Origin of the sequence: Rhodococcus oryzae, assembly GCF_005049235.1 — a bacterium.
GTDB classification, from domain to species: domain Bacteria; phylum Actinomycetota; class Actinomycetes; order Mycobacteriales; family Mycobacteriaceae; genus Rhodococcus_G; species Rhodococcus_G oryzae.
The window spans coordinates 122,676-144,119 of the sequence record NZ_SUMD01000008.1; the positions used below are offsets into that span (position 1 = coordinate 122,676).

At 70.3% G+C, this 21,444-nt stretch carries 23 protein-coding genes and 2 riboswitches; of the genes, 4 read left to right on the forward strand and 19 right to left on the reverse strand.

The window, feature by feature from the left end; translation table 11 throughout:
• Positions 1–7: 7 nt before the first annotated feature.
• The 8 genes from FCG67_RS17280 to FCG67_RS17315 all read right to left on the reverse strand — a co-directional run bounded on the left by FCG67_RS17280 (position 8) and on the right by FCG67_RS17315 (position 8,737).
• A complete protein-coding gene (locus FCG67_RS17280; protein WP_246045133.1) occupies positions 8–1,816 on the reverse strand; it encodes an APC family permease in 1,809 nt (602 codons plus the stop codon).
• Positions 1,817–2,029: 213 nt separating this feature from the next.
• Positions 2,030–2,632 carry an alkylhydroperoxidase domain protein gene (locus tag FCG67_RS17285; RefSeq protein WP_136910929.1) on the reverse strand — a complete coding sequence of 201 codons (603 nt, stop codon included), beginning with the start codon at positions 2,630–2,632 and terminating at the stop codon, positions 2,030–2,032.
• Entirely contained in the window at positions 2,629–3,126 is a 498-nt protein-coding gene (locus tag FCG67_RS17290) for a CMD domain-containing protein (RefSeq protein ID WP_136910930.1), read from the reverse strand. The genes FCG67_RS17285 and FCG67_RS17290 overlap by 4 nt, the downstream gene beginning before the upstream one ends.
• A complete protein-coding gene (locus FCG67_RS17295) occupies positions 3,123–4,145 on the reverse strand; it encodes an LLM class flavin-dependent oxidoreductase (RefSeq protein WP_136910931.1) in 1,023 nt (340 codons plus the stop codon). Before FCG67_RS17295 ends, FCG67_RS17290 begins: the two co-directional genes overlap by 4 nt.
• Position 4,146: 1 nt before the next feature.
• Positions 4,147–4,890 carry an ABC transporter ATP-binding protein gene (locus tag FCG67_RS17300; RefSeq protein ID WP_136910932.1) on the reverse strand — a complete coding sequence of 248 codons (744 nt, stop codon included), beginning with the start codon at positions 4,888–4,890 and terminating at the stop codon, positions 4,147–4,149.
• On the reverse strand, positions 4,877–5,776 hold the full coding sequence (locus tag FCG67_RS17305; protein WP_136910933.1) for an ABC transporter ATP-binding protein: 900 nt from the start codon (positions 5,774–5,776) through the stop codon (positions 4,877–4,879). Before FCG67_RS17305 ends, FCG67_RS17300 begins: the two co-directional genes overlap by 14 nt.
• Positions 5,757–7,592, reverse strand: coding sequence for an ABC transporter permease (locus FCG67_RS17310; protein WP_136910934.1), 1,836 nt, complete (start codon positions 7,590–7,592; stop codon positions 5,757–5,759). Before FCG67_RS17310 ends, FCG67_RS17305 begins: the two co-directional genes overlap by 20 nt.
• A complete protein-coding gene (locus tag FCG67_RS17315; RefSeq protein ID WP_136910935.1) occupies positions 7,589–8,737 on the reverse strand; it encodes an ABC transporter substrate-binding protein in 1,149 nt (382 codons plus the stop codon). Before FCG67_RS17315 ends, FCG67_RS17310 begins: the two co-directional genes overlap by 4 nt.
• Before the next feature lie 321 nt (positions 8,738–9,058).
• Positions 9,059–9,172: riboswitch (SAM riboswitch) on the reverse strand.
• 189 nt (positions 9,173–9,361) lie between these two features.
• Between FCG67_RS17315 and FCG67_RS17320 the strand changes: the two genes are divergently transcribed.
• Positions 9,362–10,138 (forward strand): SDR family oxidoreductase, encoded by a 777-nt coding sequence (locus FCG67_RS17320; RefSeq protein ID WP_136910936.1) that lies wholly within the window; start codon positions 9,362–9,364, stop codon positions 10,136–10,138.
• On the opposite strand, the gene FCG67_RS17325 is transcribed toward FCG67_RS17320, so the two are convergent.
• Entirely contained in the window at positions 10,135–10,716 is a 582-nt protein-coding gene (locus FCG67_RS17325) for a TetR/AcrR family transcriptional regulator (RefSeq protein ID WP_136910937.1), read from the reverse strand. The genes FCG67_RS17320 and FCG67_RS17325 overlap by 4 nt on opposite strands.
• A gap of 101 nt (positions 10,717–10,817) precedes the next feature.
• On the opposite strand from FCG67_RS17325, the gene FCG67_RS17330 reads away from it, so the two are divergent.
• A complete protein-coding gene (locus FCG67_RS17330) occupies positions 10,818–11,444 on the forward strand; it encodes an FMN-dependent NADH-azoreductase (RefSeq protein WP_136910938.1) in 627 nt (208 codons plus the stop codon).
• On the forward strand, positions 11,422–12,645 hold the full coding sequence (locus FCG67_RS17335; RefSeq protein WP_211243243.1) for an MFS transporter: 1,224 nt from the start codon (positions 11,422–11,424) through the stop codon (positions 12,643–12,645). The genes FCG67_RS17330 and FCG67_RS17335 overlap by 23 nt, the downstream gene beginning before the upstream one ends.
• Before the next feature lie 69 nt (positions 12,646–12,714).
• Here FCG67_RS17335 and FCG67_RS17340 read toward each other — a convergent pair whose 3' ends face one another.
• The 10 genes from FCG67_RS17340 to ssd form a co-directional block, all read right to left on the reverse strand.
• A complete protein-coding gene (locus FCG67_RS17340; protein WP_136910939.1) occupies positions 12,715–13,575 on the reverse strand; it encodes a hypothetical protein in 861 nt (286 codons plus the stop codon).
• Entirely contained in the window at positions 13,572–14,318 is a 747-nt protein-coding gene (locus FCG67_RS17345; protein WP_136910940.1) for an HAD family hydrolase, read from the reverse strand. Before FCG67_RS17345 ends, FCG67_RS17340 begins: the two co-directional genes overlap by 4 nt.
• The gene (locus FCG67_RS17350; protein WP_136910941.1) at positions 14,315–15,130 is read right to left on the reverse strand and encodes an AfsA-related hotdog domain-containing protein; all 816 of its coding nucleotides are present in this window, start codon (positions 15,128–15,130) and stop codon (positions 14,315–14,317) included. The genes FCG67_RS17345 and FCG67_RS17350 overlap by 4 nt, the downstream gene beginning before the upstream one ends.
• 22 nt (positions 15,131–15,152) lie before the next feature.
• Positions 15,153–15,264, reverse strand: a riboswitch (SAM riboswitch).
• Between the two features lie 125 nt (positions 15,265–15,389).
• The gene (locus FCG67_RS17355; RefSeq protein ID WP_136910942.1) at positions 15,390–15,734 is read right to left on the reverse strand and encodes an Rv3654c family TadE-like protein; all 345 of its coding nucleotides are present in this window, start codon (positions 15,732–15,734) and stop codon (positions 15,390–15,392) included.
• Positions 15,731–16,087, reverse strand: a complete 357-nt coding sequence (locus FCG67_RS17360; RefSeq protein ID WP_246045122.1) for a TadE family type IV pilus minor pilin — start codon at positions 16,085–16,087, stop codon at positions 15,731–15,733. Before FCG67_RS17360 ends, FCG67_RS17355 begins: the two co-directional genes overlap by 4 nt.
• A gap of 14 nt (positions 16,088–16,101) precedes the next feature.
• Positions 16,102–16,305 (reverse strand): DUF4244 domain-containing protein, encoded by a 204-nt coding sequence (locus FCG67_RS17365; protein ID WP_136910943.1) that lies wholly within the window; start codon positions 16,303–16,305, stop codon positions 16,102–16,104.
• Positions 16,306–16,377: 72 nt separating this feature from the next.
• On the reverse strand, positions 16,378–16,962 hold the full coding sequence (locus FCG67_RS17370; RefSeq protein WP_136910944.1) for a type II secretion system F family protein: 585 nt from the start codon (positions 16,960–16,962) through the stop codon (positions 16,378–16,380).
• On the reverse strand, positions 16,959–17,741 hold the full coding sequence (locus FCG67_RS17375; protein ID WP_246045134.1) for a type II secretion system F family protein: 783 nt from the start codon (positions 17,739–17,741) through the stop codon (positions 16,959–16,961). The genes FCG67_RS17370 and FCG67_RS17375 overlap by 4 nt, the downstream gene beginning before the upstream one ends.
• Positions 17,738–18,928 carry a TadA family conjugal transfer-associated ATPase gene (locus tag FCG67_RS17380; RefSeq protein ID WP_136910945.1) on the reverse strand — a complete coding sequence of 397 codons (1,191 nt, stop codon included), beginning with the start codon at positions 18,926–18,928 and terminating at the stop codon, positions 17,738–17,740. Before FCG67_RS17380 ends, FCG67_RS17375 begins: the two co-directional genes overlap by 4 nt.
• Positions 18,925–20,037 carry a septum site-determining protein Ssd gene (gene ssd / locus FCG67_RS17385; RefSeq protein ID WP_136910946.1) on the reverse strand — a complete coding sequence of 371 codons (1,113 nt, stop codon included), beginning with the start codon at positions 20,035–20,037 and terminating at the stop codon, positions 18,925–18,927. The genes FCG67_RS17380 and ssd overlap by 4 nt, the downstream gene beginning before the upstream one ends.
• 378 nt (positions 20,038–20,415) lie before the next feature.
• On the opposite strand from ssd, the gene FCG67_RS17390 reads away from it, so the two are divergent.
• A complete protein-coding gene (locus FCG67_RS17390; protein ID WP_425467855.1) occupies positions 20,416–21,246 on the forward strand; it encodes an HAD-IB family hydrolase in 831 nt (276 codons plus the stop codon).
• The last annotated feature ends 198 nt before the right edge of the window (positions 21,247–21,444 follow it).

Below are 21,444 nucleotides of genomic sequence, written 5' to 3' on the forward strand. Positions count from 1 at the left end.
ATCGAGCCTATCCGACGTGCACGTGCGGTCTGCGGGCCACGTCGGGCTCGGCGCGCCGCAGCACCTCCCGGGTCACGGACGCCACCTCGCCGTGCCCGAAGAACAGGAACTGCAGCAGGTTGCGGACCGGGTTTCCCTCCGTCCACTCGAAGTACACGTGCGGGACGGTCCCGGTCCGGCCCCGGATGTCGAGCAGGATCGCGGCGATGGAATTGGGGATGGCCGCGCTGCGAACCGTCAGCACCCGGAAGCCCTCGCGGCGGTGCCCGTGCACCCGCAGGTCGGTGGCGAACTCCGACGCATCGGTCACGCTCACCTCGAGGAAGAGGATGGGATCGGCCGCAGGGATCCGGCTGACGCGGCGCCGAGCGGACTCCTTCGCCCGATACGCCGCCGGGTCCGGGCGGTCGGCGTCGTGCGCGATGACCCGGATGACCCCCCGCGCGGCCTCGTCGATCAGCTCCCGCGCCGTGGTGTCGTAGCTCACCGAGTAGGCACGCAGCTCGTAGGCCCGCGTGAAGCGGGAGGCGAACGAGACGCCCAGGATCGCGATGATGAACAGGATCGCCAGATGCAGGCCCTCGGGGCGTTCGACGATGTTGACGACGGTGGTGTAGACGAAGATGACCGCGACCACCGCGAAGCCGATCGCCTTGCGCCGCTGGCCCCGCCGGTACGCGGACAGCGCGACGGCGACGGAGGCGGAGGTGATCAGCACCAGGACGCCGGTGGCGTAGGCCGAGCCCTGGGCGTCGACGCTGGCGTCGAAATACCAGGTGATGCCGAACGCGATCGCCGCGAACACCAGCACCAGCGGGCGCACCGCCCTTGCCCAGTCCGGGGCCATCCCGAACCGGGGCAGGTACCGCGGGACCAGGTTGAGCAGGCCGGCCATGGCCGAGGCGCCCGCGAACCAGAGGATCGCGATGGTGCTCACGTCGTAGACGGTTCCGAAGACGTTGCCGAGGTACTCGTGGGCCAGGTAGGCCAGCGCGCGCCCGTTGGCAGCTCCCCCGGCCTTGAACTCGTCCGCCGGGATCAGCACGGTGGTCAGGAAGCTGGTCACGATGAGGAACGCGCTCATGATCAGCGCGGCGGTGGTCAGCAGGTGCCGCGCCCCGCGGATCCGGCCGCGCGGCGCGGACCTGGTGTCGCTCGGATCGCCCTCGATCTGGGGCATCACCGCGACCCCCGTCTCGAAGCCGGACAGGCCGAGCGCGAGCTTCGGGAACACCAGCAGCGAGATCGCGACCATCATCCAGGGGTTGCCGTGCTCGGCCGTCAGGGCCGCGGTCCAGTCCGTCACCACGGAGGGCGCGGTCGCCACGTGCCACAGTCCGGCGGCCACCACCACGAGGTTCAGGGCCAGGTACGCCGCGACGAGTGCGACCGCGATCCCGATCGCCTCCGCGAAGCCCTTGAGGAAGACCGCCGCGAGCAGACCGAGCAGCACCAGCGTGACCAGCAGGTTCTCCCCGCGCAGGGCCGCGGGCGCGAACGGGTTCTGCACCACGTGCGCGGCACCGTCGGCGGCGGACAGCGTCATGGTGATGATGAAGTCGGTCGCCGCGAACCCCAACAGAACCAGGACGAAGATCTTGCCGCCCCACTTCGGCAGCAGTCGGGCCAGCATGGCGATCGAGCCCTCACCGCGCGGGCTCTCCTGCGCGACACGGCGATACACCGGCAGCGCGCCGAACAGCGTCAGCGCGACCAGGACCAGGGTCGCCATCGGCGAGAGCACACCGGCGGCCAGGGCGGCGATGCCCGGCTGGTATCCGAGCGAGGAGAAGTAGTCGACGCCCGTCAGGCACATGACCTTCCACCACGGGTGCTTGTGCTCCGGCTTCGACACCACCCGGAACGGCCCCTGGTGCCCGGACGGCTCCTCGGTGATGTTCTCGAACAGCCAGGACCGCACCCGCGACGGTGCTCGATCCCTGGTGGTCACAAGCCGATACTGCCACCGGCCGGGGGTCTCACCCGGGAAAACGCGTCCGGTGGTGCCGTCGCCGCGCCGGCGCTGACCTCACGCCGCCGACACGGGGACCTCCGGTTCGCCGAGGCTGAGCATCAGCCGGTTCGCCCACGAGAACGACGCGGTGGCCAGGACCAGGTCGCCGATCTCCGCGTCGGTGAAGCCGACCGCTCGAAGCCGCGCCAGGTGACCCGCGTCGGCGCGCGGCGGCTGCGCGGCCAGCGCCGCCGCGAAGTCCACGACGGCGTCCCACCGATCGTCGACGCGGGCGGTGACGCCCTCGTCCAGGATCTTCTGCACGTCGGCGGGCCGCTTGGACAACTCGGACGTGAAGCGTGCGTGCACCGAGGTGCAGTACACGCACCCGTTGAGCCGCGAGGTGGCCGTCGCCGCGAGCTCCCGCTCGATGCGAGAGAGCCCACCGCGCCCGTAGAAGATCTCCTTGTCGTTCGCGCTCCGTTCGCCGAGCACCTCCGGATCACGGGCCAGCAGCCGAAAGTACGGGCTCTCGCCGCGGAAGCCCACCAGCTGCGTCCGCTGCTCCTCGGTCGCGTCCTCGAGCCGGATCGGCTCCAGCCAGGGCACCCAGTCCAGGTGGTCCTGGGTGAAATCGCTTGGGCGGCGATGCTGCTCGACCTCGCGTACCTCGCTCATGCCGATTCTCCGATCAGGGTGTACCCGGCGACCAGCCGGATCTGGTAGTTGACGTAGCCGATCAGCTGGGACACGGTCACGATCGCGGCCTCCGTCAGGCCGGCCGAGCGCAGGCCCTCGATTGCCTCCCTGCTGGCGGCCGAGGGGCCGACGGTGACCAACTCGGCGTGCCGCAGCAACGCCGCGAGCCCCGGGTCGTCGACGGTTCCCGCCGTCACCGCCGCGGCGAGATCCGGGGGCAGCAGCGCCGAATAGTGCTCGGCGAGTGCGGGTTGCGCGGCGAGCACGGCCACCCGCAGCGCGACCGCCGCGAGCCGCTCGCGGTGCGGGGACGGCGCTCCGAAGAACGCGTCGTGGAGCCGCTGGGTGTGCTCCGCGACCGCGGGCCGTGCCGATCTGAGCGGGGACACCGCATCTGCCAGCGGGGCACCGAGTACCCCGTCCAGCACGTCCGCCGTCGGTTTCGGCGGGGACTGGGTCGATGACCTCGTCATGATCGTGATTCCTTCCGGTAGGCGCCATTCCAGCCGAGGCGCGGGGCCACCTTCGTGGCGATGAGTTCGATGGAGTGCAGCGTGGCCGCCTGGTCGGGGTCGATCGGATGAACCTGGAAGATCAGGTCGGTGGACTGCTCCACTGCCGGATCGGCGGCGAGCAGGTCGGTCACCTCGTCCGGGGTGCCGACCACGGAATCGCGCAGGATCTCCTCGGCGCTCTCGCTGCCGTCGGCGACGCCGATCCCCTGCAGGTATGCCCGGAATCGCAGCGCGCCACGGCGCGCGAGTTCCCAGGCCGCCTCGTGGTCGTCCGCGACGAACACGCTGCGCGAGGCGCCGATCCGCGGTCGCGTGCCCTCCGGGAGCGCCTCCAGGTACGCCTCGATCAGCGGACCCTGGACCTGTCCGAGAGGGGCATCCGCGAGACCGGGCTCCCTCGGCTGGGTCCGCGACAGCAGGAGACCGTCCCCTGATTCGCCCGCCCGCACGGCGCCCGACCCCGAGAAGGTCGCCTGCCAGCGACGCTCGAGCAGCCCCGACGCCCGCGGGTACAGCGCCTTGCCGTCGACTATCGGGGCCCCGGACAATGCGGCCGTCAGACGCTCGATCTTGTTGTCGTAGAGGGCCCGTCGATCGGCGTCGGCGTGACCGAACAACGCGAAAGCGCTCGCCGACCCCCCGGTGCCGAGACCCAGCTCGAGCCGGCCGCCGGATAGCGCGTCGAGGACCGCGGCGTCCTCCGCCACCCGGATCGGGTCCTCCAGCCCGAGCGTCACGATGGCCGTTCCGAGGCGGATCGCGCCCAGCCGGGCCGCCGCGTGCGCCAGGAAGACGAACGGAGAGGGCAGGCCGCCCTCCGCCGGATCGACGTGATGCTGGGCCACCCAGCCGACGTCGAAACCCAACTCCTCGGCGAGGGCGAACTGCGCCAGCGCGTCGCGGTAGAGATCTCCCGCGTCCCGGCTCTCGTCACCGACCAGCCGGGTGAACCATCCGAGCCGCTTGCTCCCGGTCACGTCATGCCACCTTTCCCAAATATGCTTCTCGTACCGCGGGATTGCCCAACAGATCGGTGGCCTCGCCGTGCAGCACGATCTCGCCGCTCACCAGGACATTGCCGGTGTGCGCGATGGACAGCGCGAGCTCGGCCTGCTGCTCGACGATCAGGATCGCGAGCCCGAACCGCTCGTTGAGCCGGACGATCTCGTCCAGCACCCGGTCCACGAACAGCGGGGACAGCCCCATCGTCGGTTCGTCCATGCAGATCAGCCGAGGCCGGCTCATCAGTGCACGGGCGAACGCCAGCATCTGCTGCTCGCCACCGGACAGCGTCCCCGCCTGCTGCCTGCGCCGCTCCGCCAGTCGCGGGAAGTGATCGAACAGCTCGGCTGCCCGCTCGGCCAGCACCGAGCGCCGCTCGCGGTGCACATAGCCGCCGACGTACAGGTTCTCCTCGACCGTCATCTCCGGAAACACCCGCCGCGCTTCGGGAACCGAGGCCAACCCGGCCTTGATGCGGCCTGCAGGGGCCACCGCGGTGGCGTCCTCCCCGTCGATCAGCACCCGCCCGGTCGTGGGGGTCAGCAGCCCGAGGGCGGTCTTCATGGTCGTCGACTTGCCGGAGGCGTTCCCCCCGAGCAGGGACACGATCTCGCCGGGCCGGACCCGGATGGACACCTCGTTCAGTGCTCGCGAGCGCCCGTAATACACACTCACCCCGTCGAGTTCGAGGATCGGGGCCGCGCGCTCATCGACCGCCATCGGAGTCCACCTGTCCTTCCGCGCCGACCGTGGCGGGCCGCAGCCGACGACGACCGAGATAGGCCTCGATCACCCGCTCATCGGCCTGCACCTCTTCCGGGGTCCCGACCGCGATGATCGAACCCTCGTCCATCACGATCACCCGATCGGAGAGCTGGTTGACGAGTTCGAGCTTGTGCTCGACCAGGACGATGGTCTGCCCATTCGCCTTGAGTTCGGCCAGTTGACGGCCGACCTCGGCGGTTTCGCTCTGATTCATGCCCGCCGCGGGTTCGTCGAGCAGCAGCAGGACCGGGTCGAGGGCGAGGGCCCTTGCGATCTCGGTGCGTCGCCGGTTCGCGTAGGACAGCGTGTACGCCGGGTCGCCCGCACGGGGAGCCAGCCGTTCGCCGAATCTCGCCAGCCCGGAGTCCACCTGGGCGCGCAGGAGTTCCCGTTCGGCCCGCACCTTCCGGGTCGGCACCAGCGCGAGCGCCGACTCCGCGAGGATCGGCACCCAACGGATCACGGGATACCGGGCCAGAGAGCGCAGTGGTCGCGCGGCCCGGAGGGTGCTGTGCAGCCCCACCTCCACGTTCTCGGCCACCGTGAGGTTTCCGAAGACCCGGCCGTTCTGAAAGGTCCTCGCGATACCCGCCTCGGCCGCCTCCTCCGGGGAGCCGGGCCGTACCGCATTGCCGCGCAGCAGGATCCGACCACCATCAGGACGGAGAACGCCAGACACCAGGTTGATCGTGGTGCTCTTTCCCGACCCGTTGGGCCCGATGATGGAGACGAACTCGCCCCTGTTGACCTCGAAGTCGATCCCGTCGACGGCGCGCACGCCGCCGAAGGCGCGGCGCAGCCCCGCCACCGACAGGATCTGCTCAGACTGCTGCGCTGACACGGTCCCTCCTCGTCCAGATTCCCTGTGGCCTGAATCGGATGATCAACAGCAGGATCACCCCGTAGAGCAGAATGCGGACCTCGGGCGCCAGCCGGAACAGCTCAGGGACGCCGATCAGGACCACCGAGCCGAGGATCGCGCCGTAGGGGGACCCGGTCCCACCGAGAACGATGATGGTGACCACCAGGAGCGAGAGCCCCAGGTTGAACACCGTCGGATCGATGTACGAGTACTGGTGCCCGAGGAGCGCTCCCCCGATGCCGGAGAAGATCGCGCTGATCGCGAAGGCCAGCGCCTTGTAGTCGCGCACCCGCACGCCCGACGACCTCGCCGCCACCTCATCGGACCCGACCGACCTGAGCACCGTGCCGAGGTGCGATCGCTGGATCGCGGCCACCACCAGCACGGTCAGCGCCAGGAACACCAGATCGAGGCGGAAAAGGTCGGCGGCGGTGGAGAACTCGTACCCGAAGATCCGCGGCGGCGGGATCCCGAACAGTCCGTAACTGCCCCGGGTCACCGATTCCCAGTTGCGGATGATCGCGACCGTGACGACACCGATCCCGAGCGTCGCGATCGCCACGTAGTGACCGTTGAGCCTCCAGACCGGAGCCGCCAGCACGGAGGACACGATCGCCGCGGTCAGCGCGGCAGTGGCCACCGCCGCCAGGAACGGCCAGTCGTAGCTGATCGTGAGGATGGCCGAGGTGTACGCCCCGATCGCGATCGGGCCGGCCTGGCCGATGGTGAGCTGGCCTGCCGAGCCCGCCACCAGCGTCATCGAGACCGCGATGATGGCATAGGCGATGATCTGGGTCCCGACCACCAGTCCGTAGCTGCCCGAGACCAGGGGCACCCCGATCCCGACCACGGCGAAGGCGGCGGCCGCCTGCCACCACTGCACCCGGATCTGTCGACCCGAACCGAGGAAGGTGCCGGTCAACGGTTCGCTCGAGATCGACGGCGCCTTCGCCAGCAGTCCCCCCGGCCTCAAGACGAGCACCGCGATCAGCACGCCGAAGGTGATCAGGTCCCGGTATCCGTCCCCGAACTGGTAGATCCCCACGGCCTCGATGATGCCGAGCACGAAGCCTCCGAGCACCGCGCCGGGGATCGATCCCAGTCCACCGATCGTGGCCGCGACGAATCCGCTCATCCCGGCGATCGTGCCGCTGGTCGGCGAGATGTTCGAGTTGTACAGCCCGACAAAGATTCCCGCCAGCCCGCCGAGGCCCGACGCGATGATGAACGCCAGGTTCTGCACACGGGGTACCGGGATGCCCATCTGCAACGCCGCATCGGGGTCCTGCGCCGTCGCCCGGATCGCCAGCCCGTACCTGCCGTACTTGAGGAAGCCGGCGAGGCCGGCCATGACCACGATCGTGATGGCGAACATCACGAGGTCCGAGGTCCCGAACCGCACGCCACCGATCTGCCAGTTGTTGGTCGGCAGCACCTGCGGGAACGGTCGTGTCTCGGGGCCGAAGACCATCTGGACGAGGTTCTCGATGATCATGCCCGCTGCGACGGTGGCCAGCAGCGCCGCCACCGCCGGACCCCGGCTCAGCGGGCGCACCGCGACGACGTTGACGACGAACCCGAGTAGGCCCGAGACACCGACCACCACCACGATGGTGGTCCACAGGGACAGCCCCAGTTCGGCGATCAGCCACCACGCGAAGATCGACCCGAAGGCGAACACCGCGCCGTGGGCGAAGTTGATCACGTTGGTGACCCCGAAGATCAGGGTGATCCCGACGGCGATCAGCGCATAGGCGTTGCCGTGGATGAGTCCGGCAAGGAGGGTGTCGATCATGTGGTGGGTACGAACTTCCCGTTCTGGAGCACGAGCTCGCGGGGCGCCACGCCATCGGGACGGCGGGACTGCTGATCGAAGGCGAACTCGCCCAGCCCGATTCCGCTGAACTCGGATTCCTTCAGGCCCTTGAGGACACCCTCCCTCGTCGCACCGCCGTGGTTCGCGGCGTCGACGAGGACCTTCAGCGCGTCATAGGCGTAGACATTGAAGTCACCCGGGTCGACCCCGAACTTCGCCCGGAACTTGCCGACGAAGTCCTGGATACGGGGATCTGCATCCGCCGGGCTGAAGATCCCGTTCACGATGTCGCCCTCCGCCGCCGGGCCCGCCAGCTTGATGAACTGTGGCGTGTTCTGGCCCCCGAAGAACTGCTTGTCGAACCCGACATCCCGGAGCTGCTTGACCACCAGGGCGCCGTCGGGGCCGTAGCCGAGATGCACGAAAGCCTCCGGCGCCGCCTCACGGCCCTTGATCAGGATCGGCTTGACGTCCGTCGAGTCCGGGAGGATCGGCGACGAGTAGACGATCTCGATGCCCTTCTCTGCCGCGAACTGCGAGAAGTACTTGAATGCCTGCTTACCCCAGTCGGTTTCGAGATAGACCACGGAGACCTTCTTCGCCTTGCGGGAAACCCACTCGGCGTTGCGCTCCTGGAAAACGTCGAGGGTGATCGACGGGCTCCACGAGTACTCACCCCCGTTGGTGAACTCGACCGCGGAGTTGGTGAATCCGTACTGCACCAGCTTGCCCCGGTTGTACACCGGGGAAGCGGCGATCGACGCGGGCGAGGAGAAGTCGCCGAGCTCGGCGATCACGGACTGGTCGTCGACGAACTTCGTCGCGATCGGCACGGTCTGCTTCGGATCGGACTGCGAGTCCTCCCATTTGAGCTCGACCTTGCGCCCATCGATACCACCGTTCTGATTGATCTCCTCCAGCGCCAGGTCGAAGCCCTGCTGCCACAGTCGCCCGTACTCTGCCGACGGACCCGTCTTGGGTCCCGACACACCGAAGTAGACGGTGCCGGCCGTGGCCGCCTCCGAGTCGCTGCACGCGGCGGTCAAGCCGAGCAGTGACACCGAGGCGACCATTCCCGCCACTAACCTGCGGGTGCGTCCGGGGACGGCTGGGTGGGTATTCATTCTGCGAATTCCTCCGGGTATTTCGTCCACGCGAGCACGCCGCGACAGACAGGAAGCCACCGCGCACGACCTCGTTGTCGTGGCGGCGAATGGGAATAGGACGGCGAACTGAGGGGACGACGGCATCGCGAAATACACCGATCGCCGATTTCGGCCCGTCATTCGAAAAGGCGGGAATCGACGTCGATATCCGCCTCTTGAGATTCTCGACTGGTCTGCGCAACGCAACACGAGCGCTCGACTCGAATTACCGATCAGTTCTCACACTGATCGGCTTCTACACTCCGTGGTGACAATCAACGTGTTCAGCTTTCGCGACAGTAGGGGCGCTTGCCGTATCCGCATGGATACAGCCCGGTCCTCACCCGGGGCACCCCACCGCTCCGCGAGGGTTGCCGATCAGCTAGCCGGGGCTATCAGCTGATACTCATGACCGTTGGGAGAGAAGGTATCCGGGCCCTCACCACGTGTCAACCGTTCGGTTGGGCTCGCCAACCACCTCTCCCCGCGCCCGCCTTCCCGAACCCGCCCAGCGCTGCACATTTACGTTATCGAAACAGTTCCCGATAATTCGGATCACCATGAAAACAATGGGCCCGAACCCAATTCAGTAGTGTTCGCGACGTGAGCGAATCCAGATGGGCACCTGTCAACCCCTTCGTGCCCGACGGCCGAATACTCGTCATCGGCGCGAGCAGCGGGATAGGTCTCGCGGCCGCCGCGATGGCCTACCGAGCCGGGGCCTCCGTCGTGGGCGTCGCCCGGGGCGAGGCGAACTTGGCACGGTCGTTCGCCGCGATCGGCGGACCGGACACCGCCCGATTGCTCCCGATCGCCGCGGACGTCCGCGATCCGGCCGGGCTCGAGTCGATCTTCACCCGGGCAGGCACGGTCGATCACGTACTGCTGACAGCGGGATTCGCCGCGACCGGTCCCACCCGGACCACCCCGTGGTCGGCCCTGGCACCGGCCTACACCGACCGCCTCGCGACCGCCTACGCCGTCGCGCAGCGCGCGGCGCCTGCCCTGGCGCCCGGGGGTTCGCTCGTCTTCACCTCCGGCGGGTTCGCGGTCCGGCCCGCAGCCGACACGAGCGTCGTGGCCGCCGGACTGGCAGCGCTCGAGACATTCGTCAGGGGCCTCGCGCTCGAGCTGGCGCCGAGAAATCGCGTCAACGCCATCCGGCCGGGGCGGATCGACACCCCGATGCTGCGCGGCGCGCTCGCCCGCAGCGCGGCAGGCCCGGTCGACGACGACTCGGTGTCGGCCGCGGGACGTTCCATCCCACTCGGGCGGGTCGGCAAGGCCGACGAGGCCGCGCACGCCGCGCTCTTCCTGATGGCGAACACGTACATCACCGGCGTCACGCTCGGCGTCGACGGCGGCAAGAGCCTGCTCTAGGCGCCGATGGCACGCTTGCCGAGCTCGATGATCGACGCCCGGAGCGTGGCCTCGTCCACCGAGGGCTCGGTCCCGCCCGTCACCATCGTCAGCAGCTGCGGCACGGTGGACGGCCAGGCCGCGATCCCGATCAGCGTGAAGAGGGAGATCGCGGTGCGCGCGTCGGCCTCGCGGCCGAGCAACTGCGCGAGGCTCTGCACCTTGTCCAGGTACACCTGGCCGCGCGCCTCCTCGCTCGGCAGGTCCTCCTTCCGGTAGTGCAGCGACTCCCACATCAACAGCCGCAGCAGGTCCGGGCGCGCGCGATGGAAGTCGAACACCGCGCCGATGTACTCGTCGAGGTCGGTCTCCTGCGTGAGCGGATGCGCCTGCCCGAGCTCGGTGAGCGCCTCCATGATCACCGCATCGAACAGCTTCTCCTTACTCCCGAAGTACCCGTAGATGCGCTCCTTGTTGACCCCTGCGCGCTCGGCGATCCGGTTGACCCGACCGCCGGCTATGCCGTTCTCCGCGAACTCAGAACGCGCCGCGTCCAGGAGTTTTCGTCGCGTCGATGATCCCTCGGCATGCTCATTCATGCGCGAATCCTATCCGCAATATTTCCGGGATCCCGGAACCCTTGTGCTCCAACCAACTGGTTGGTAGAAGTAGGTCCTGCCCACAATGGAAGGACCTTTCGATGACCAACGCCCTGCATATCAATGCCTCCGCGCGCGGCAAATCGAGCGACTCGCGCACCATCGCCACGACGTTCCTGGACGCCCTGACCGCCCAGGACCCGACACTCACCGTCGACACGCTCGACCTGTTCGAGGAGCGGCTGCCCGATTTCGGCACCGCCGCCGCTGGCGCGAAGCTCGCCGTCTTCACCGGCCAGGAGCAGACGCTCGAACAGCGTCGGGCCTGGGACCAGGCCCGAGAGGTCTTCGACCGCTTCGCGGCGGCGGACCTCTACGTCCTGAGCATCCCGATCTGGAACTCCGGGATCCCGTACATCCTCAAGCAGTGGATCGATCTCGTCACCCAGCCGGGTTGGGCGTTCGAGTTCGACCCCGCGCAGGGGTACTCCGGGCTGCTCACGGGCAAGCGCGCCGTCACCGTCTACACCAGCGGTGTCCACAGCCCCGGCGTCCCCCTGGAGTTCGGAGCCGATTTCGCGACCCCGTTCGTCGAGGACTGGCTGCGTTTCGTCGGCATCGACTCGGTCGCCGAGATCCGGTACGCCCCGACGGTCCTGACGCCCGACCCCTCGGTGGGACTGGCCGTCGCCCAGGAGCGGGCACGTGAGCTCGCAGCCGACTTCTGATCTCGCGGCGGCGCCCGCCGTCGCGGCGGCGGAGCCGCGCTGGGCACCCACGGGACGAACGATCGGCCTGATCTGTCTCGCGGGCACCCTCGTCGTCGGGCAGCTGTACGTCGTCCTCCCACTCCTCGACGACCTGTCGCAGGAGTGGGGGGCGACGCGCTCGGCCGTGACGTGGACGACGACCTGCTTCGGGCTGGCGTACGCGCTGGGGTTTCTCGTCACGGGTCCGCTCTCCGACCGTTGGGGCAGGGGCCCGGTGATCGTCGGCGGGCTGCTGGTGACCTCGGTGACGACCCTGCTCGTGGCACTCGCCCCGAGTCTCGAGCTCGGCCTCGCGGCCCGGATCGCGCAGGGCGCGACCGCGTCGCTGTTCGCCCCCGCCGCGTTCGCCTATCTCGCCGAGAACATCGACCCGCGGCGCCGGGTGCTCGCGCTCACCTGCCTGACCAGCTCTTTCCTCGCGGCGGGCGTGCTCGCGCAGGTGGCCTCGCAGGCGGTCGCGGCCGCCTGGGGCCCGAGCGCGATCTTCCTGCTGAGCAGCCTGGGATTCGTGCTGTTCGGCGTGGCGGCGTGGCTCGTGCTCGCGCCGCGGGCACCGGCCCCCTTGCCGCCCGCGAACGAGCCGCGCGGCCCGCGCGCCTCGTTCGGCCCCTTCGTCGCCCTGCTGCGAAACCCGGTGCTGGCCTTGCTGTTCGTCAGCTGCGTCAGCGTTCTCGGCGTGTTCGTCGGCCTGTACACCGGGATCCAGCTCAGCCCGCCGGACGGCATCGACGGCGGCGGAATGCTGGCGCTCCGGGCCAGCGCCCTGCCCGCGATGATCGCGGTGCCGCTGCTGGCGGGCCGGCTCGCACGGGTGGCTCCGACGACCCGGGTCGTGTCGGCGCTGCTCGCGGCGGCGATCACCGCCGCGGCCACGGCGGCGCCGTTCGGGAACGCATGGGTCGCGCTGTGCCTGCTGTTCTTCGTGGCGGCGATCGCGGTCGCGGCGCCCGCGCTGGTGCAGGCCATCGCGGAGCGGGCAGGCGCAGCGCGCGGCGCGGCCACCTCGCTGTACACCTTCACCCTGTTCCTCGGCGCAAGCGCCGGACCGCAGGTGGCCAATCTGCTCGCCGGGTTCGGCTACTGGGCCGTTGCGGGCGCGATGGCCGCGGTGGCCCTCACGGGCGCCGCCCTCGCCTACGTGGCGGCGAGGCTCGACTGAAAGGAATCACAGCATGCCAGAGCCCCTGTCCCCTTGCGGGACAGGGGCTCTGGCATGCACCCGAGGAGTTCAGGCCCTGGTCGTGAACTCCTCGAAGCCGGGAACCGGGATCTTCAACTGCGCGTGGATGTCGCCGCCGAGACCGAACTGACCGATAGCGCCGCCGTAGTTCTGCTGGTAGCTCTGCCAGAGCACCACGACGCTGACGATGCGATTGGCCCCCGGGCTGTCCGGGGCCGGAAACGCGTTCGGCAGCGAGGCCCGATAGGTCGCATGACCGTCCTGGTCGGTGACGAACACGTTCGGCACCCCCAGCGGCCCGGGGCGCGTCGGCGCGGCCGGGTCCAGGTCCCGCTGGCGCAGCGACATCACGGTGTACAGCGACTCCGGGATCAGACCCGAGAACTCGAAGGAGAACTCGCCGTCCCTGCCGTCCGCGCTGACCCCCACCCGCACGGTGCCCCGCGCCCGCAGCCAGTCCCCGAGGGTGACCGGTTGGGTCAGACGCCTACCGTCCTCGTACCGGAGGTCCGGGATCGGCGTCTCGTGGAACGCGTAACTGGGCCGCCGGACCTGCGCGGCCTCGGGCACCTGATCGGGCGCGAACACGATCGGATAGTTGTTGGCGGGCAACGGGAGCGGCAAGGTGTGCAGCACCGTCGCCCCGTCCTCCGCCGACAGCTCCGCCCCGAGTTCGCGCACGATCGTGTACGGCTCCACGCCCCCGAACTCGGGAACCGGGGTGCCCGCATCGACGATCGCGCTCCCCCACTCCCGCCTGACGGAACCGTCGCCCGCGTCCCGGGTGATCCACCCGACCACGACGAAATTGCCGTCGCGGTCGACCGCCTCGCTGGGCGGATAGAGCGGGCCCTGCGTGGTGGGGGTGAGCTCGTAGAGCCTGGATTCGGCTGAAACCTGTTCTGTCATCGAAGACCTCGCTGGCCGGTGCTGGTGGCGGCGAGCAGCGGGAGGGCTCCGGCCAGGCTCGTGGTGGCGCTGCCGAGCACCCGCCACCGACCCCGGGCCGCGTGCGCCCGGAGCACCGGATCGCTGCCCCGGAGCCCCGGGTGCCCGACCGCCTCGAGGAAGGCGAGGTCGCTGTCGTGGTCGCCATACCCGTAGCTGTTCCCGGTATCGACCCCGAGTTCGTCCAGTACCGAGGTGACCGCCTCCGCCTTCGCCTGCCCGATCATCGGCCGCTCGACCTCACCGGTCAGCACCCCCTGGTCGTCGGTGACCGGGCGGCTCGCCACGATCCGGTCGGCACCGACCGCCTCCCCTATCGGCCCAAGCGCGGGCGCGAACGAGCCCGACAGCAGCACGATCGCGGCACCGGCGTCGCGATGGTCGCGCAGTGCGGCGACGGTGTCCGCGTAGTACGGGGCGGCGGTGGACTCGAACTCCCGGTACCACCGGCGACCCGATTCCTCCAGCTCGACGAGAGGCACCCCCCGAAATGTGCGGTAGTAGCTCCGGTTGACCTCCTCCCGCGGGGCGCCCTCATCCGACGCCCGCCGCAGTGCGCCGAGCAGCCTCGAGTACTCGCTGCCGTCGTCGCCCCGCTCGCGCAGCCAGTGCTCGAGGAACGCGAACATGCTCTTGACGGTGATCAGCGTCTCGTCGACGTCGAAGAAGGCGACCTGCACGGGCCGGGGGCCGGTGTGCGTCACGCGGTGGCCCCGAGGAAGGCCTCGATGGCCTTCGCGGCCTTGCGTCGCTCGATCTGGCTGATCGTCGAGTTCTCCAGCGCGGCAAACGAGATCGTCGCGGTCGCGACGCTGCGGCCGAACTGGGTCACCTCGATGTCGATCGTGAACTGCAGCTTGGCCGGATCCTGGATCGAGGCGGCTCCGAACCGCGCGCGCAGCGATGCGGGCAACGGGAACAGGAAGGTCTTGAACGACAGGTCGATCGAGTTCCACACGACGTAGTAGTGCTGTTCGGGCGAGCGGTTGCCGTACTCGAGCTCAAAGGCCCCGAGGAACAGCTGCCGTGCCGCCTCGACGATCACCAACCCCTGGACGTGCTCGCCGGTCTGATGATCGATGAGCAGCTCGTTGTCGCCGTCGATCCGGAGGTCGGAGGTGAAGCTCCCGTCCTCGTCGCGCGCCAGATTGGCGATGAGGACGTTGGTCTCCTGGTACTTGTGGACGTGATGGCGCGGCGCCGGGGCGGCGATGTCGCCGAGCAGGCGAACCTCCGCGGCCGGGGCATGGATCGACGCGACGTGCTCGACGTATTCCTTGTCGTGCCGCTTGATCCCCTGCCCGAGCCTGATGGTCAGGTCGGTGCGCACGTTCCGGAACGCGCCGCCGCGCAGCGCGGCGACGAGACCCGACACGGTGTGGACGCGGGTGCCATCGGCGAAGCCACGGAATCGATCGGCGACGACGACCAGATCCGTCAGCGGGATCTCGGGGATGACTTCGGCGGCCGGGAGCTGCGACGAGAGGGCCGCCGGGGCGAGCTGAACTGCGGACATGGGTATCCCCTTCGAGGACTGAATTGAGCGCTTATGGCGTCGGATGACCGCCATCCGGTCGTCACCCGGAGCACCCCGCCGCACTGGAGGGTTGCCGATCAGCGAGCCGGGGCTTGACGCTGATACTCATGACCGTGGACAGAAAATTAGGTCCACCCGAATCGCGCGTCAACCCAACCAACCGATTGGTTGCTGTGAGGTGAGGCTCAAGTTTGCGATCGGGTAAGGGCGTTCGACGCCGGAGCACCGGGATGCGCCGCTACGGGACCGGGCCCGCCCTGGCCGCGGCGACGGCATCGCCACCCCCGACGGCCGGGAGCGGCAGCCGGACCCCGACGGTCACCACCACGTCCCAGTCCTCGATCCGGCAGTCGCGGACCGTCCCCCGCATCCGCCCGGCGATCGTGGTCGCCGCGGCGCAGGCCGCCTCCGTGCCGCGCTCGAGGGCGGCCGCGGCCGCGAGGGCCGCCAGGTCCGCGGCCGACTGCGCCCGGTGCCGTGCCGACACCGCCGAGCCGAGGTGGATCACCAGGGCCGCCACCGCGATCAGCGCCAGCATCGCCCAGCAGGCGAGGACGGTCGCCGCTCCACGCTCGTCCCTCACCCGCCGCCGCCTCCCCTCGGCAACGAATCCGAGGGCGATCCCGCAGAGCCCGGGTCCTCCACGGCAGCAACCGCTTCCGCGGAGACGTCGAGTGCCGGCAGCAGCGGCACCGCGACCTCGACCGCCGCCGTGGCGAACCCGTCGACCTCCCGCACCGTGATATGCGCACCCCGCGGAGCCACCCGCTGCGCCGCGGGGATCGCCTCCGCCCGGTCGCCGCGCGCGACGAGCCGGGCCGCCTCCCGCGCGGCGTCCACGCAGCGAACATGCGCGGACACCGCGAGAAAGGAACCCAGGCACAGCACCACGACCACCGTGATCGAGGCGATCGCGATCGCGGCCTCCACCGTCACCGCACCGACATCGTTCAGACCGCGGTGTTCAGCGCCTTGTCGATGATCCCGGTCAGCGCCGTCACGATGGAGTCGCCCGTCACCACCGAATACAGCACCGCCCCGAATGCCGCCGCGGCAATGGTGCCGATCGCGTACTCCGCGGTCGACATGCCTTCCTCGGCAGCCACGGCGAGCAGCAATCGGGTACGCAGCACACCAATCCCCTTGGTCACCATGATGTTCCCCCCTCTCGATCACCGTCGCGGTATCTCCGCAACGGGTTCTCTCGGCCCTTCGGATGTGCGAACTCACAGCACACCCCCGCTCAGCACCCGGGTGGCCAGACCGACCACCACCGGGACGATTCCGAGGCAGAGGAAGGCTGGGAGGAAGCACAGCCCGAGCGGACCGCTGATCAGCACACCCGCCCGCTCCGCCGCGGCCACCGCCCGGTCCTCGAGCGCGAGCCTGCGCTGCGCCGCCAACTCGGCCACCGCACCCGCGAACGCCGCGCCGGACCGCGAGGACCGGCGAGCCATCCGCGCGAGCCCCTCCGTCTCCGAGTGCGCCGCCGCATGCTCCCAGGCGATCTCGGGCTCCGCGCCGAGGGCCAGCAGGTTCGCGGCCGAGTCGAGCGCGCTGCCCAGCGGCTCCGGAGCGGACACCGCGACCGCCTCCGCCGCCGCGGCGACAGGCATCCCCGACTGCAGGCACGCGGCCAAGAGGTCGAATCCGGCTGCGATCGCCATGGGATCGGCGGCCTCGCGGTGCCGCGCACTCTCGACCCGGCCGGCGGGGGCCGCCACCGGTCCACGCAGCCGCGTCGCCGCCGAACCGGCACCGGGAGCGGCGAGCACGGCGGCCGCGAACAGCACCGCCACCGCGGCGCTCATCGGGTCACCCGCCCGGTGATGCGGTCCGTCCAGAGCAGGCCGGCGCAGACGAACAACGTGCCGAGCACCAGCAGCGTTCCCCCGAGGCCGCCGGACAGCAGTACCCGCAGCGGGCTCGCACCCATCAACTGGCCCAGCGCGATCCCCAGCAACGGCAGGCAGGCGAGCACCGCTGCCGTGGCCCTGGCCCCCGACAGCCCCGCCTCCACCCGGTCCCGGAACCTGATGCGCCCCAACAGGTCCGCGCGGACCGCATCGAGCAGGTCAGCCAGCGCGACGCCGTACCGGTCGGCAACCCGCCATGCCGCCGATACCCGCCCCAACTCGATGTCGATCGCGCTCCCTGCGCCCTGCAATCCGTCGGCGGCGCTGCCCCCGAGCCGGGCGCGGGCCGCGGCAGCCCGGAACGCATCAGCCGCCGCACCACTCGATTCCCTCGCCGCCGTGGTGCAGGCGTTCGCCGGATGGGCGCCCACCCGCAGCTCCCCCGTCGCGGCCTCCAGGCAGCCGAGCAGCCCGCGCAGTTCCGCGTTCCGCGTGCCCTCGCGGCGACGCCGTGCGCGTCGATATGCGGTCGTCAGCGCGAGCGCGGCACCCGCACACCCCACCGTCGGCGCGTAGATCATCACGGCGGCAATCGATCCGAACACCACGGCCGCCCACAACCGGGCATGTCCCCGCAGCCCGGCACCGCGAGGCGGTGGGCTCAGCCTCGTCATCGTCCTGGTGGTGGGCGCGACGACCAGCGTGAGCGCGGCGACCGTCAGCGCCGCGATCACCACGACCCCACCCCGACACCGCGTCGCTCGAGCAGGTCCGCGAGGCGGTGCGCTCCCGGACAGCTCTCGGCGGTCGGGGTCCATGCCGGCAACACGCCGACCTGCCCGCGCTCGTCCCGATCCAGCACGCCGATCTGAGCGAGCATGCGCCTGCCGTCCGCCGCGCGGTGTACGTGCAGCACCACCTGTACCGCCGCCGCGAGCTGGCTGTGCAGCGCGGCGCGGTCCAGGCCGCCGAGCGCCGCCAATGCCTCCAACCGGGCGGGCACCTCCTCCGGCGAGTTCGCGTGCACGGTGCCGGCCCCGCCGTCGTGACCGGTGTTCAACGCGGTGAGCAGGTCCACCACCTCGCCGCCGCGCACCTCCCCGACCACGATGCGATCCGGCCGCATCCGGAGCGCCTGCCGCACCAGTTGCCGGACCGTCACCTCGCCGACCCCCTCCACGTTCGGGGCGCGGGCGACCAGCCGCACCACGTGCGGATGAGTCGGCGCCAGCTCGGCCGCGTCCTCCACGCAGACGATCCGCTCACGGCGGTCGACCTGCGCCAGCAGCGCGGCGAGCAGGGTGGTCTTACCCGCGCCCGTCCCGCCGACGACCAGGAACGCCAGCCGGGCGGCGACGATCCGCACGAGCAGTTCACGGGCCTCGGCGGGCACCGTGCCGCCAGAGCAGAGCGCGTCGAGACCCTGCGTCGCCGGGCGCAGCACCCGCAGCGACACGCAGGTCCCGCCGTATGCGAGCGGGGCGAGCACCGCGTGCAACCGAACCCCGAACCCGGCCCCCGCCACCGCCGGGAGGCGGCCGTCCACCCAGGGCTGGGCGTCGTCGAGTCGCCTGCCCGCCGCCAGCGCGAGGCGCTGCGCCAGCCGCCGCACCGCGGCCTCGTCGGCGAACCGTACCGGTGCGCGCTCGAGGCCGGAGCCCCGGTCCACCCAGACCTGGTCCGGCGCGGTGACCAGGACATCGGAGACATCCGGCTGCGCGAGAAGCGGTTCCAGCGCTCCGGCACCGGTGAGTTCGGTCTCCAGTACCTGCAGCGCGTCGAGCAGGTCCGTGTCCCCGAGCACCCCGGAGGCCTCCGCCCGGATCGCGGCGGCCACCATCGCCGGGCTGGGCTGCGCCGACGTCCGTGACAATCGCTCCCTGACCCGGTCCAGGAGTTCGGGCGAGACCAGGGCGCTCACGCGGCCCGCCCCCCGCCACCCGTCCCGAGCACCTCGAGGACCGCCCGCGCACCCGCGGCCAACGGCGATCGCCTGCGCAGCCGCAGGCCGCCGCGCTCGAGGTCAGCCGACAGCCGTGGCTGTGGCCGCATCACCGCGAGCACCGGGAGCCCGAGGAGCTCGCCGACGTCCGCGCCGCGCAGCCCACCGGGTGCCGGACCGCGCACCACCACGCCCACGTTCGGATTCCTGGTGCGTGCCGCGGCCACCACGGATTCGGCGGCAGCCGCCGACCGCACCTGGGCGGGCACGACGACCGCCACCAGATCGGCCAGGTCGAACACCGCGGCTGCCAGGTCGCCGGGCCCCCGCCCGACGTCGCACACCACGAGATCGCCGGCACCGCAGCCCGATTCGACCATCGCCCGCATCGCCGCCGCGGTCGGCCGTCCGACGTCGCCGCGCCCGCAGGACAGCACGGCCACCCCGGCGCCCGCGCCGGGCAGGGCGTCGTGCAGTGCGGTCGCCGACACCCGCCCGCCCTCGACGACCACCGCCGGCCAGCGCAGCCCCGGGCGGTCCTCGAGACCGAGCAGCAGGTCGAGGCCGCCGCCCTGCGGATCGGCATCCACCAGCAACGCGCGACTCCCGGCCCGCCGGGCGGGGCCGGTCAGCGCGATCGCCGCGGCCAGGGTGGACGCCCCGGCGCCGCCGCAGCCACCGACCACGGCGACCACCGAGCCACCCGCCACCGTGCGGTCGCGCCGCTGCGCCAGCGATTCGACCAGGGCGGGTTCATCGGCGGGCAGGACGAGGACCGACTCCGCCCCCACTGCGGCGGCGGCCTGCCACTCGAGGAGGCCGGGCGGGCCCGAGCACACCACATGGACGGCCGACCTGCGCGGCAACGCGTCGGCGGCACAGGCTCGGGCGGCGGCCGGATCCAGCGCGATCGACGCCGCGCCGTCCCACACCTGCCGGGGAACGGGGAGCACCCGCTCGTCCAGGGCGCGGTCGGCCGCGGCCGCAGCACGGCGCACGCTCATGCACAGGCCGTCCTCCGCGAGCACCGCGAGGATCGGCCGGACATTCGGCGGATGCGGGGCACCCGATGCGTGTGGGGGTTCCATGCCGACGAGCCTGCGCGACCGGACGGGACCGCAGTCCGGAGATCTCGCCGGATGTGGACAGAATCGGGCCTGGGGATGGATTCCGGTACCCGCGAACCACTCCGGCGTCGAGGACCTTGCGAAACAGCGCTGTCAACGCGGGAGAGGACGAGGCCCGAACGGCCAGAAAATGGAGGAAGACCCCCGCCAGGGGGGGAGGAGGCGGGGGTCTTCAGAGTTCAGCCCCGGGGGGTCGGGCTGAACACACCCAGATCAAGTCCAGGTGATTTTGATACTACACCCGCCGCGATCCGAGTTTGCAAATTCGAATTTCCTGTCGGAGATCCGAAGGTGAACACTGAGAATCGCGCTCCGATCCACGATTCACCTGGGGGCTCTATCCTGGATTCCGTGACCGCAGAGGCGAACAGACAGCCCGGGAACGGCCGGGTCGCGGCGTTCTTCGACCTGGACAAGACGATCATCGCCAAGTCGAGCACGCTCGCGTTCAGCAAGCCCTTCTTCGACCAGGGCCTGATCAATCGGCGCTCCGTCCTCAAGAGCAGTTACGCCCAGTTCCTCTTCCTGCTCGCGGGCGCCGACCACGACCAGATGGAGCGAATGCGCACCCACCTGACCAATATGTGCGCGGGCTGGGACGTGGAGCAGGTGCGTGCGGTGGTCGCCGAGACGCTGCACGACATCGTCGACCCGCTCGTGTTCGCCGAGGCGGCCGATCTGATCGCCGACCACAAGCTCCGCGGCCACGATGTCATCGTGGTGTCGGCATCGGGCGAGGAGGTGGTGTCTCCGATCGCGGACGCCCTCGGGGCCGACCACGCCGCCGCGACCCGGATGGAGGTCAAGGACGGGCGCTTCACCGGCGAGGTCGACTTCTACTGCTACGGCGAGGGCAAGGTCGACGCGATCCGCGAACTGGCGCGACGGGAGAACTACGATCTCGATCGGAGTTTCGCCTACTCGGATTCGGTGACCGACCTACCGATGCTCGCCGCGGTCGGCCACCCCACCGCCGTCAACCCGGACCGCGCCCTTCGGAAGGAGGCCGCCGGAAACGGTTGGCCCATACTGACTTTCTCAAATCCGGTGTCCCTGCGGGCCCGCCTTCAGCCGCCGTCGAGATCCACCGTCGCGACGACCGCAGCGGTCGGCTTCGGCGCGTTGGCGGCAGGCGCGCTGACGTACGGAATGCTGCGCCGTCGGCGCTGACCTGGCCCGAAGACTGGGATCAATCCAGGTGTGCGAACCCCTTGAAGCGAGTGCGGTCACAGGGTACAAAGGAGTTACGGATGAACGGCAGGCCAAGGTCGACCCGGAAGAGAAGGATCGGTCTCCCGGCCGCGAAGTCCCAGCACGGACACCAGGCACCCACGCGGAGCCGCAAGCCACTATAAGGGCAGCAGCGTT